We start from the raw sequence: 12399 nt of genomic DNA, 5'->3' as shown, positions 1-12399 counted from the left end.
TGTTAAGAAGATTTATGTGCTTGTCGGTATGCCAGCACGGGTTATTTTACCCAATCTTCGTACTGCAAACCCGGTACCCGCTCAAACTCCCTCACGTTATTAGTGACCAGTATCGCCCCGGACGCAATGGCATGGCCGGCGATAGCCGCATCGTTTGATCCAATCGGCGTACCGGCGGCGGCCAGTACGGCACGGATCTCTGTGGTGGCATCCACTGCCGCCCGGTCCCACGCCAGCACGGCATCCAGGCGGCTACAGAATGCATCGACCAGTTGGGCATGGCGCGGCGAGGCCTTTTTGCCCGTACAGCCAAAACGCATTTCGGCGTAGGTAATCGCCGACACCACAATACGATGGCGGCGCAGCACTGCCTGCTCAAGGCGTCTCAGCACAGCTTCCGGCTGTTCGCGCATAATGAAAGAACAGATGCAGGTATCCAGCATGTAGGTTTTACTCATAGTTCAAAGCGCCCCTCATCGCTGACGATGTCTTCGCGTTCCGTCAGAAAGTCCGGGCTGGCTTTTTCCTCATGACGGAACGATCCCCAGGAAGGGCGGGCGGGGCGCAGAATAATCGTGTCGCCTTCGCGGAAGATTTCAAGTTCGTTGACGCCGTCAAAATCCAGATCGCGTGGAAGGCGGATCGCGCGGTTATTGCCATTTTTAAATACAGATACGGTTCGCATGGTCGTCTCCTGCCCTGGTGGGCGTGATGTTATAGGCCAGTATCGGAGTTAATTATATGCCTGTGCGTGACATATGTATAGGCATATGCATATCCCTGTAAGCAGGAGGCGAAAGAAGGATATAAAAGTAGCGGACGAGTAACGGTTTTGACCCAATATCCCCGCATCAACGCAAATGATGCACTACCTGGTTGCTGCTACCGCGCCAGATCAGCGCCGGGTCTTTCAGATCCTGCACAAATTTGCCATCGACCAGCACGTTGATGAGATCGACCACCTGCATCTGTGCGGCGTTGAGTTCATCGAGCTTGTAGCCAGTCCACACCCAGATATCTTTCCCCGGGCACTCCGCGTGGATGCGTTGTACCAGTGCCAGGATATCCGGTACGTTTTGCGGATGCAGCGGATCGCCGCCCGACAGCGAGATCCCCTGACGGTGAATGCGCGTGTCGTTCAGATCGGCAATGATCTTATCTTCCATCTCTTTGGTAAACGGCTGGCCGGAATTGAGCCGCCAGGTGCTTTTGTTGTAGCAGCCAGGGCATTCATGCACGCACCCTGACACAAACAGGGTGCAGCGGGTGCCGGGGCCGTTAACGATATCGACGGGGTAGTATTGGTGAAAGTTCATGTTTCCTCGTTGCATTTGGCGCTGTAGCGGCGTTGGCCGCTCTCACTTACCCAGGTCACTTACTTATGTAAGCTCCCTGGGATTCGTTCGTTTGCCGCCTTGCTACAACACCAACTGCTTAGAGGAAACTCATGAAATTGGAACTATAGCCAGCGGTTGTAGGCCGGATAAGGTGTTTACACCGCCATCCGGCATTTACGCATTGCAAACGGAGGATTAACCGATCTGCCCATTGCCTAAATGCTTCACGCGGCGCTTCACTTCTTCTTGTTTGCCGGCGTTAAACGGACGTGCGTCCGGGCTGCCTAAATAACCGCACACGCGGCGGGTGACCGAGACGCGCGCGGCGTCGTGGTTGCCGCATTTCGGGCAGGTGAAACCTTTACTGGTACATTCGAACTCGCCGGTAAAGCCGCACTCGTAGCATTCATCGATCGGCGTGTTGGTGCCGTAATAGGGTACATGCTGATAGCTGTAATCCCAGACATCTTCCAGCGCTTTCAGGTTGTGCTGAATGTTCGGGTATTCGCCGTAGCAAATGAAACCCCCGTTCGCCAGCGGCGGATACGGCGCTTCGAAATCGATTTTGTCGTACGGGTTGACCTTCTTCTCCACGTCGAGGTGGAAGCTGTTGGTGTAGTAACCTTTATCGGTTACGCCCGGCACCACGCCGAACTCGGCGGTATCCAGACGGCAGAAGCGGTCACAGAGGTTTTCACTTGGCGTGCTGTACAGACTAAAGCCGTAGCCGGTCTCTTCTTTCCACTGATCCACGGCCTGGCGCAGACGCTCCACAATCGCGATGCCTTTAGCGCGAAGTTGCTCGCTGTCGTACAGGTGCTCGCCGCCGAACAGCGCATTAATGGTTTCATGGATACCAATGTAGCCCAGAGAGATGGACGCACGACCATTTTTAAAGATTTCAGACACGTCGTCGTCCGCTTTCAGCCGCACGCCGCAGGCGCCTTCCATATACAGGATAGGCGCGACACGGGCTTTCACGCCTTCAAGGCGGGCGATACGGGTCATCAGCGCCTTCCGCGCCAGCGCCAGACGTTCATCCAGCAGTTTCCAGAATGCGGTTTCGTCGCCTTTTGCTTCCAGCGCGATGCGCGGCAGGTTAAGGCTAATCACGCCCAGGTTGTTACGCCCGTCGTGGATCTGCTCGCCGTTTTCGTTCTCCCACACGCCGAGGAAGCTGCGGCAGCCCATTGGCGTTTTGAACGAACCGGTGACTTTGACCACCTGATCGTAGTTGAGGATGTCCGGATACATGCGCTTGCTCGCGCACTCCAGCGCCAGTTGTTTAATGTCGTAGTTCGGATCGCCAAACTTGTGGTTCAAACCGTCGCGGATAGCAAAGACCAGTTTCGGGAACACGGCGGTTTTGCGATTTTTACCCAGACCGGCGATACGGTTACGCAAAATAGACGCCTGAATCAGACGCGACTCCCAACTGGTGCCGAGGCCAAAACCAAAGGTCACGAAAGGCGTCTGGCCGTTAGCGGTGTGCAGCGTGTTAACTTCGTACTCCAGCGACTGGAAGGCGTCGTAGCACTCTTTTTCGGTGCGAGAACGCGCATACCCTTCGGCATCCGGGATCTGCCACTCATCGGCGGTTTTGCGGTGCTTGTTATAGCTTTCGGTGACAAACGGCGCCAGCACTTCGTCGATACGGTTAATGGTGGTGCCGCCATAAATATGGCTGGCGACCTGCGCGATAATCTGCGCGGTAACGGCAGTGGCGGTAGAGATAGATTTTGGCGGTTCGATCTCGGCGTTACCCATCTTAAAGCCCTGGGTCAACATGCCTTTCAGGTCGATCAGCATACAGTTGAACATCGGGAAGAACGGCGAGTAGTCGAGATCGTGATAGTGGATATCGCCGCGCTCATGCGCTTGTACTACGTCACGCGGCAACAGGTGCTGGCGGGCATAGTGTTTGGCGACAATCCCGGCCAGCAAATCGCGCTGGGTGGGAATGACTTTACTGTCTTTGTTGGCGTTTTCATTGAGCAACGCGGAGTTAGTTTGCTCTACCAGGCCGCGAATTTCCTGGTTCAGACGACCACGCTTTTCACGCTGAATGTCGCGATCGTGACGGTATTCGATGTAGGCGCGGGCAAGCTGTTTGTACGGGCCGGACATCAGTTGGTTTTCAACCGCAGTTTGGATCTCGTTAATATCCACCTGACTGCGCGCGTTCATTTGGCTGCTAACGACTTCTGCGACGGTGGCACAGTAATCTGCGTCATCGACTCCCGCTGCTTTAGCTGCACGTAGAATGGCTTCCTTAATGCGCTCTGATTTGAATGGCACTTTACAGCCATCTCGTTTCATCACATGCGGTGTCATGATCACTCCATATTTGTAAGAACAGGTTATCCACAGAGGCCGGGGAAGCCATAACAGGTTTATTCATCTCTTTTCCAACGACTTCCCGCAATCCTGACCCAGGTTATCCACAATTCACCTTGTGTCGAGTGAACAGGTGTTGTAGCAATTGTAGTCAATTAATACAACATATTGGGTCGGCGTGCATTTTAAAGTCTATATGTAGTGATTTGCATCAAGGATGTTTGCAATTTTATTGATGTAGAACAAGGTAAAAATCAGAGCGTACAGATGGCGGGCGCTGTAGCGTTTGTAAAAGATAGCAAGAAAAATCTGATTAATTATTCAACAAAAACAGACAGTAACCAGGAGCAACGCCACCGCCCGTGTCAATAGGTCTGTGGCGTTTATCCGTATAAGGACGTCGCGCTAGCGTTGTAACCACCAGATGGCTTCAAATGGGCGGAGCGTCATCGCCGCTGGCTGGCTGGCGACCTCGCCATAATTGTGCAGTAGCGCCTGCCACTGTCCTTTGATATGCGGCGGATGCCACTCCTGACACTGGTCGCTCAGATTGGCGACGACCAGCAGGGTTTGCCCCTGCCACTGGCGGCGATAACACCATACTGATGGGCTATCCGGGAGGAGATCCTGATAATCGCCCCAGATCAGTACAGGCTGGGTTTTACGTAGCGCAATCAGCTTTTGATAGGTGTAAAACACTGAGTTTTCATCGCGTAATGCCGCCGCGACGTTAACCTCCGTATAGTTATCGCACAGGCTTATCCACGGCTCGCCCTGGGTGAAACCGGCGTTTTTACCGTTGTCCCACTGCATCGGCGTGCGGCTGTTGTCGCGGGATTTACTGGCCAGGATAGCCAGTAGTTCGTCGGGGTCGCGTCCGGCGGCGCGTAGCGCGGCAAACATGTTATGGCTTTCCACGTCGCGATAATCGGTGATGCGGGTAAAGTGTGGGTTGGTCATGCCGATTTCTTCGCCCTGATAGATATAAGGCGTCCCTTGCATACCGTGCAGCGCCATCGCCAGCATTTTCGCGGCTGGAACCCGGTATTCACCCTCGTCGCCAAAGCGGGAAACGATGCGCGGCTGATCGTGATTACACCAGAATAACGCGTTCCAGGCGACGTTATGCATCCCCTGTTGCCAGTGGCGGAACAACGCTTTCAGCGCCACATAATCAGGTTTTGCCAGCGTCCACTTTTCGCCATTGGGGTAATCCACCTTCAGATGATGAAAATTGAAGGTCATCGAGAGTTCGTCGCCGCTAAGCGCGGCATATTGCTGGCAGTTTTCCAGCGTGGTAGAGGACATTTCGCCTACCGTCATCAGATTACGCGGTGTAAAAACGTCACGGTTCATTTCGCGTAAAAACGTATGCGCGCGCGGCCCGTCGGTATAAAAGCGGCGTCCGTCGCCCGTCGGATCGTCAGGAAAATTCTGATCTTTGGCGATCAGGTTCACCACGTCCAGACGCAGGCCATCCACGCCGCGATCGGCCCAGAATTCGCAGACCTTTTTCAGCTCGGCGCGCACGGCGGGGTTTTCCCAGTTCAGGTCGGCCTGTTCTGGCGCGAAAAGGTGTAAATAATATTGTTCGCTCTGGCTATGCCAGCGCCAGGCGCTGCCGCCAAATTTGGATTGCCAGTTATTCGGGCAGACATCCGGCGTGCCATCGCGCCAGATATAAAACTGACGGTATGGGCTCTCTTTGTTCAGCGCTTCGCGAAACCAGGCGTGCTGGGTAGAAGTATGGTTAAACACCATATCCAGGATGATACGAATACCGCGTGCTTTCGCCTGCGCGACCAGCTCGTCAAAATCATCCAGCGTGCCGTAGGTCGGGTCGATAGCCGTATAATTTGCGACGTCATAACCGTTATCCACCTGCGGCGAGATATAAAACGGCGTGAGCCAGATGGCATCTACGCCGAGTCGCTGTAGATAGTCAAGGCGCTGCGTGACGCCGCGTAAATCGCCGGTGCCGCTGCCGGTCGTGTCCTGAAAACTTTTCGGGTAGATCTGATAAATAACGCCGTTTTGCCACCAGAGGGGAATAGTCATTGTAGTTTCCTGCAAGTGCGTTGGGACGCAACTGCGCCCCGAAGAAGAATTAGACAATTTGTAATGTGCCCTGACGATGCTTACGCTGATAGATAAAGGTGGTCAGAATCATCGGGATAACGATCGCGATAACCATCGCCATGCCGTACACCTGCCAGTAGCGCGGCGGTATAGACAGGATGCCCGGCAGGCCGCCCACGCCGATACCGTTGGCGATGACGCCGTTCAGACCGCAGAGCAGTCCCGCCAGACCAGATCCGATCATCGCGCACAGCATCGGAAAACGATACTTCAGGTTGATACCGTACATCGCCGGTTCGGTTACCCCAAGGTAAGCGGAAATGGCGGCAGGAACGGAGATCTCGCGTTCATTGTGTTTACGGCTGGAGATGATGATGCCCACTACGGCGGAAGCCTGCGCGATATTCGACAGCGCAATCAGCGGCCAGACTGGCGTACCGCCCATGCTCTGGACCATTTGCATATCGATAGCGAGCGTTGTCTGGTGGACGCCGGTAATGACCAACGGGGCATACAGGAAGCCGAACAGCGCCGCGCCTATCGGGGCGAAATTGCCTGTCATCAGATAACGTACCGCAAAGGCCACGCCGTCGCCGATCATACGACCAAAGGGGCCGATAAAAGCGTGGGCGAGAAAGACGGCCAGTATCAACGAACACACCGGGACGACGACCAGGTAGAGATAATCCGGCACGATGCGTTTCAACCGTGTTTCAATAAACCCAAGCGCCAGCCCTGCCAGTAGCGCCGGGATTACCTGCGCCTGGTAGCCCACTTTCTCAATGCTAAATAAGCCGAAGTTCCAGACGTCCGGCGTTTGCTGGCCCAGCAGATACGCATTCATCAACTGCGGCGATACCAGCGTCACGCCGAGCACGATACCAAGAATCGGCGTGCCGCCCATTTTTTTCACCGCCGACCAGCAGATCCCCACCGGCAGATAGAAAAAGATCGCTTCGCCGATCAACCATAAAAAATCATAAAGCGTTTTTAGCGCCGGATGCATCTGCGCCAGCGTTTGGCCGTTGCTCATCGGCACATCGCCAATCACGTTACGAAAGCCTAAGATCAAACCGCCGCTGATCAACGCCGGTAGTAGCGGAAAGAAGATCTCCGCGAAGTGGGAAATTAACTGCTCATGCCACTTCATGTTCTGGCGAGCGGCTTTTTTGGCCTGCTCTTTATCGGTATACGCTTTGCCGGTGGTCTCCAGCAGCGCGTTATAGTAATCGCCAACGTCGGTGCCAATCACCACCTGAAACTGACCGGCGTTGGTGAAACAACCTTTAACCATCGGTAATTGTTCGATCTCTTTTGGTCTGGCGCTCGCGGGCTGGTGGAGCACAAAGCGCAGGCGAGTAATGCAGTGGCTCACCGTGGCGATGTTGTCGCGCCCGCCAACCAGGTCAATCAGCCGGTCAATATCGGCTTGTTTTACTTTGCTCATCGTAAAGCCTCATGGCAGAGGAGATATGTAATTGATTGGCGCAAGAGTATCTCTTCAACGTTGGTTTAAAAATGGGAACGTTCCCGAAACGCAGCGACGATCACAAATTACTCGTGGTATTCCGTTTAATCAGCCACTCAGGCGAGGGTGGAAGGAATGACGATCCGGCGCGGATCGCAGCGGCCATTGATCTGTTCGATCAGCTGCGAAGCCGCCTGCCGTCCGGCTTCAGCATAGCCGGGATCGACAGTGACGATCTCCGGGTGCAGGAATTTTATCAGCGGCGTGTTCCCGACGCTTGCCAGTTGCAGCGTCTCAATACGTTGCTCCTGTAAATACTTACTGGCGCCCAACGCCAGCGTATCGGTGGCGCAGACTAACGCGGTGGTATCCGGCATGATGACACTTGCCGTATGCTCATAGCCCTGCTTCATGGCAAGACCGGGCAGGGCGGCGACGGGATGAAGTTTATGTTTTTTGCAAAACGCCAGGTATGCGTCATGCCGACGTTTGCCGGTGGTAATATCGCTATGGGGAACGCCCAGAAAGCTAATGTTGCGGTGTCCCTGCTCATACAGCCGCTGCATAAGGATATGAATCGCGCCCTCGTCGTCGTAACAGACGGAGGCAAAACCTTGCGCATCTCTTGCCAGCAGCACCAGCGAGGCTTTCCAGGGGGCGATCAACTCTTCTGTGATGCCGGTAAAGCCAAACAGCACCACACCATCAATGTTACGTCGTCTGAGCATGCCCAGATGCTCCATTACCAGCGTCGGCGAGAACTGACTTTCCATCATAATAGGGTCGTAGCCCTGTTCGTAAAACGCAGGCAGCATGGTCTGAACCGCGAGGTTTTCAGACAACGAATCAAGGCGAGTGACGATAATAGCGACCACTTTATCGCTTTGTCCCCGCATCGCACGGGCGGAGCGGGACGGAGAGAAACCGTGTTGATTCATCACCGCTTCGACACGCTCGCGGGTACGTTCGCTTACGCCGCTTTCATTGTTAAGCACGCGGGAAACGGTTGATTTCCCTACGCCGCTCAGGCGGGCGATGTCTTTGATAGTGAGCCGGTTTTGCATCCTGTTTTCTCGTGGCGTGACGCTGATGGTGATAAAAAGAGTAACTTTACTCAAGCGAAGGGCAATGGGCAAAGTCTGGTTTATCGTTGGTTTAATTACGTAACGGTATGATACCGCCATAATTGCCACAAAACTTATGGATTTATGCGTATAATCCGCGGCGCAAATTATTTACTTACCGGAGGCGACATGGACCCTGAACCCACCCCTCTCCCGCGATGGAGAATTTTCCTTTTCCGGTAAGCCTGCCTCTGCTGTCTTACCGGTGTGTAAGACAGTGACACAATAACGTCCCTGTTTTTATTTAAACATTGCTCATCGGGCAAGGCTTTGCCGCGCCTGAAGAATTTTCTGCGCCTGACTTCGGCGCGGAGGGATTACCTATGCTAAAAACCATTACCCGCCAGCTTTTTGCCCGGCTTAATCGTCATTTGCCTTATCGTCTGGTTCACCGCGATCCGCTGCCCGGCGCGCAGACCGCGGTAAATGCGACTATCCCGCCTTCGCTGAGCGATCGCTGTCTGAAAGTCGCGGCAATGGAGCAGGAGACGCTCTGGCGCGTCTTTGATACGCACCCGGAGGGATTAAACGCTGCCGAGGTGACGCGCGCGCGTGAAAAGCATGGCGAAAACCGCCTTCCGGCACAGAAACCCTCGCCGTGGTGGGTGCATCTGTGGGTATGTTATCGCAATCCTTTCAACATCTTACTCACGATTCTTGGCGGCATTTCTTATGCCACGGAGGATCTGTTTGCCGCAGGCGTTATCGCCCTGATGGTCGGTATCTCAACGCTGCTGAATTTTGTGCAGGAAGCGCGCTCGACGAAAGCAGCGGACGCGCTAAAAGCGATGGTGAGCAATACCGCTACCGTACTGCGGGTTATTAATGAAAATGGCGAAAACGCCTGGCTGGAATTACCCATCGATCAACTGGTGCCCGGCGATATTATTAAGCTGGCGGCGGGGGATATGATCCCGGCGGATTTACGGATTATCCAGGCGCGCGATCTGTTTGTCGCCCAGGCGTCGCTGACCGGCGAATCTCTGCCGGTCGAGAAAGTCGCCGCGACGCGTGAGCCCCGGCAAAATAACCCGCTTGAGTGCGACACGCTGTGCTTTATGGGGACCAACGTCGTGAGCGGAACGGCGCAGGCCGTGGTGATGGCGACCGGCGCCGACACCTGGTTTGGTCAATTGGCGGGGCGCGTTTCGGAACAAGATAACGAGCAGAACGCTTTCCAGAAAGGAATTAGCCGCGTCAGTATGTTGCTAATCCGCTTTATGCTGGTCATGGCGCCGGTAGTACTGATTATTAATGGTTACACGAAAGGTGACTGGTGGGAAGCGGCGCTATTTGCGCTTTCGGTCGCGGTAGGACTCACCCCGGAAATGTTGCCGATGATCGTCACCTCCACCCTCGCGCGCGGGGCGGTGAAGCTCTCGAAACAGAAAGTTATCGTGAAGCACCTTGATGCGATTCAGAACTTCGGCGCGATGGATATTCTGTGCACCGATAAAACCGGCACTCTGACGCAGGACAAAATTGTGCTGGAAAATCATACTGATATTTCTGGTAAGCCCAGCGAGCATGTACTGCATTGTGCCTGGCTGAATAGCCATTATCAGACCGGTCTAAAAAATTTACTGGATACGGCGGTCCTGGAGGGAGTAGACGAAACCGCCGCGCGTCAGCTCTCCGGACGCTGGCAGAAAATCGATGAGATCCCGTTTGATTTTGAGCGTCGCCGGATGTCGGTGGTGGTGGCCGAAGATTCGAACGTGCATCAACTGGTCTGCAAAGGCGCGTTACAGGAGATCCTGAACGTGTGTACTCAGGTGCGCCACAACGGCGATATTGTGCCGCTGGACGACAATATGCTGCGCCGGGTGAAACGCGTTACCGACATGCTGAACCGTCAGGGGCTACGCGTGGTCGCCGTCGCGACCAAATATCTGCCTGCGCGTGAGGGCGATTACCAGCGTATCGATGAATCTGATCTGATTCTGGAAGGGTATATCGCTTTTCTCGATCCGCCGAAAGAGACCACCGCACCGGCGCTGAAAGCGCTGAAGGCGAGCGGAATTACGGTGAAAATTCTCACCGGTGACAGCGAGCTGGTAGCAGCGAAAGTTTGCCATGAAGTTGGGCTGGATGCGGGCGATGTCGTTATTGGCAGTGATATTGAAGGGTTAAGCGACGACGCGCTGGCGGCGCTGGCCGCCCGTACGACGTTGTTTGCGCGTCTGACGCCGATGCATAAAGAGCGCATCGTCACTTTGCTCAAACGCGAGGGGCATGTGGTCGGTTTTATGGGCGACGGGATTAACGATGCTCCGGCGTTGCGGGCGGCGGATATTGGTATCTCGGTAGATGGCGCGGTGGACATCGCCCGTGAAGCGGCCGATATTATTCTGCTGGAAAAGAGCCTGATGGTGCTGGAAGAAGGCGTCATTGAAGGTCGTCGTACTTTTTCTAATATGTTGAAATATATCAAGATGACGGCCAGCTCAAATTTCGGTAACGTGTTTAGCGTACTGGTGGCGAGCGCCTTTTTGCCGTTCCTGCCAATGCTGCCGCTGCACTTGCTGATTCAAAACCTGCTGTACGATGTATCCCAGGTGGCGATTCCGTTTGATAATGTCGATGAAGAACAAATTCAAAAGCCGCAGCGCTGGAATCCGGCGGATTTGGGGCGCTTTATGGTCTTTTTCGGTCCGATCAGCTCGATTTTCGACATTTTGACCTTTTGTCTGATGTGGTGGGTATTTCATGCGAATACGCCAGAAACGCAAACCTTGTTCCAGTCCGGCTGGTTTGTGGTGGGATTACTGTCGCAAACGCTGATTGTGCATATGATCCGTACCCGTCGTCTGCCGTTTATTCAAAGTCGCGCCGCCTGGCCGCTGATGGCGATGACGTTGTTGGTGATGGTCGTGGGAATTTCGTTGCCGTTTTCGCCGCTGGCGTCTTACCTGCAGTTGCAGGCGCTGCCGTTAAGCTATTTCCCGTGGCTGATTGCTATTCTGGCGGGCTATATGACGTTAACCCAGTTGGTGAAAGGGTTTTACAGCCGACGTTATGGCTGGCAGTAAGCGTCGAAGTATTGTGCATTATCGGCCTGGATGGCATACCAGGCCAAATAAGCGATAGCGCCATTTGGCCACTATCTATAAACGAGCGTTAGCGACGAACAGCGATCGCTTCAATCTCAATTTTCACGTCTTTCGGCAGACGGGCAACTTCCACGCAGGAACGCGCCGGGAAGGTGGCGTTGTGCTCGGTGAAGAAGGCTTCGTAGGTGGCGTTGACGGTCGCGAAATCGTTCAGGTCTTTCACGAAGACGGTCGTTTTCACAATGTCGCCTACTTTCAGGCCAGCGGCTTCCACAATAGCTTTAACGTTTTCCAGCGACTGACGTGCCTGAGCGGATACATCTTCCGCTACGGCACCGGTTTTCGGATCGACCGGAATCTGACCGGAAGTGATTACCATGCTACCCAGGTCAACGCCCTGTACGTATGGGCCGATTGCTGCTGGTGCATTTTCCGTCGCAATAGTTTTGCTCATGATTTCTCCTGAATTACAGCGGTAATAGAATGTCCCCGCTCATTATAGGGAGCCGGGATCTCATAACCAACCCCCATTAGTTGGCCAGCACCACATAATGCGAAAACTCTTTTTCACAGTATTTGCATTTGAGGGCGATATCATTGGCGCGTTTTTTCACTGCAAAGCTGGAGGATACCGGTTCCGCGTGGCTGATGCAGTTGCTGTTCGGGCAAACCAGCACATTATTAATACGCTCTGGCAGGCTGGGGCGTGATTTCCCGACTACGTCGTAGTTGTCGATGCGGTTAACGGTGGCCTGCGGCGCGTACAGAGCAAGTTGGTTAACCTGCTCATCGGTGAGGAAGGTGTTTTCTATTTTGATTAAGTCTTTACGCCCCATCTCGCCAGACGGGAGATTCAGACCGATAGTGATTCGCTGATCGGTCTCGGTCAATTTAAACAGACTCAGCAGCTTAAAGCCTACCTGCGCAGGGATATGGTCAATCACGGTGCCGCATTTAATGGCTTCAACCTGCAGTTTGTTATCGTGTGTCATCGTTTTTCT

Annotated in this window: 11 protein-coding genes; 2 read left to right on the top strand and 9 right to left on the bottom strand. The window is 54.2% G+C overall.

Annotation, left to right across the window (positions count from 1 at the left end; translation table 11 throughout):
* Nucleotides 1-41: 41 nt before the first annotated feature.
* From ACLD11_RS13005 to treR, 7 genes are all read right to left on the bottom strand, one after another.
* Nucleotides 42-458: a type II toxin-antitoxin system VapC family toxin gene (locus tag ACLD11_RS13005; RefSeq protein WP_079780148.1), complete on the bottom strand. Its 417-nt coding sequence runs from the start codon at nucleotides 456-458 to the stop codon at nucleotides 42-44.
* Nucleotides 455-685: a type II toxin-antitoxin system VapB family antitoxin gene (gene vapB / locus ACLD11_RS13000; RefSeq protein WP_183059448.1), complete on the bottom strand. Its 231-nt coding sequence runs from the start codon at nucleotides 683-685 to the stop codon at nucleotides 455-457. The genes ACLD11_RS13005 and vapB overlap by 4 nt, the downstream gene beginning before the upstream one ends.
* Nucleotides 686-851: 166 nt before the next feature.
* On the bottom strand, nucleotides 852-1316 hold the full coding sequence (gene nrdG, locus ACLD11_RS12995) for an anaerobic ribonucleoside-triphosphate reductase-activating protein (protein WP_001009173.1): 465 nt from the start codon (nucleotides 1314-1316) through the stop codon (nucleotides 852-854).
* Between the two features lie 216 nt (nucleotides 1317-1532).
* Entirely contained in the window at nucleotides 1533-3671 is a 2139-nt protein-coding gene (gene nrdD, locus ACLD11_RS12990) for an anaerobic ribonucleoside-triphosphate reductase (protein WP_000187821.1), read from the bottom strand.
* A gap of 408 nt (nucleotides 3672-4079) precedes the next feature.
* Nucleotides 4080-5732 carry an alpha,alpha-phosphotrehalase gene (treC, locus tag ACLD11_RS12985; protein WP_023217947.1) on the bottom strand — a complete coding sequence of 551 codons (1653 nt, stop codon included), beginning with the start codon at nucleotides 5730-5732 and terminating at the stop codon, nucleotides 4080-4082.
* A gap of 49 nt (nucleotides 5733-5781) precedes the next feature.
* Nucleotides 5782-7200: a PTS trehalose transporter subunit IIBC gene (gene treB, locus ACLD11_RS12980; protein WP_411011544.1), complete on the bottom strand. Its 1419-nt coding sequence runs from the start codon at nucleotides 7198-7200 to the stop codon at nucleotides 5782-5784.
* A gap of 137 nt (nucleotides 7201-7337) precedes the next feature.
* The gene (gene treR, locus ACLD11_RS12975) at nucleotides 7338-8285 is read right to left on the bottom strand and encodes a trehalose operon repressor TreR (protein ID WP_001181297.1); all 948 of its coding nucleotides are present in this window, start codon (nucleotides 8283-8285) and stop codon (nucleotides 7338-7340) included.
* A gap of 144 nt (nucleotides 8286-8429) precedes the next feature.
* On the opposite strand from treR, the gene mgtL reads away from it, so the two are divergent.
* Both mgtL and mgtA read left to right on the top strand, forming a co-directional pair.
* Nucleotides 8430-8528 (top strand): mgtA regulatory leader peptide MgtL, encoded by a 99-nt coding sequence (mgtL, locus tag ACLD11_RS12970; RefSeq protein WP_105789234.1) that lies wholly within the window; start codon nucleotides 8430-8432, stop codon nucleotides 8526-8528.
* 140 nt (nucleotides 8529-8668) lie between these two features.
* Nucleotides 8669-11377, top strand: coding sequence for a magnesium-translocating P-type ATPase (gene mgtA / locus ACLD11_RS12965; RefSeq protein ID WP_411011545.1), 2709 nt, complete (start codon nucleotides 8669-8671; stop codon nucleotides 11375-11377).
* 88 nt (nucleotides 11378-11465) lie between these two features.
* Here mgtA and ridA read toward each other — a convergent pair whose 3' ends face one another.
* On the bottom strand, nucleotides 11466-11852 hold the full coding sequence (gene ridA / locus ACLD11_RS12960; RefSeq protein WP_000047544.1) for a 2-iminobutanoate/2-iminopropanoate deaminase: 387 nt from the start codon (nucleotides 11850-11852) through the stop codon (nucleotides 11466-11468).
* A gap of 76 nt (nucleotides 11853-11928) precedes the next feature.
* The gene (pyrI, locus tag ACLD11_RS12955) at nucleotides 11929-12390 is read right to left on the bottom strand and encodes an aspartate carbamoyltransferase regulatory subunit (RefSeq protein ID WP_000148567.1); all 462 of its coding nucleotides are present in this window, start codon (nucleotides 12388-12390) and stop codon (nucleotides 11929-11931) included.
* Nucleotides 12391-12399 lie beyond the last annotated feature (9 nt).

Origin of the sequence: Salmonella sp. 741265116_PST (assembly GCF_046567715.1) — a bacterium.
GTDB classification, from domain to species: domain Bacteria; phylum Pseudomonadota; class Gammaproteobacteria; order Enterobacterales; family Enterobacteriaceae; genus Salmonella; species Salmonella enterica.
This window is presented reverse-complemented; position numbering and strand designations above follow the sequence as displayed.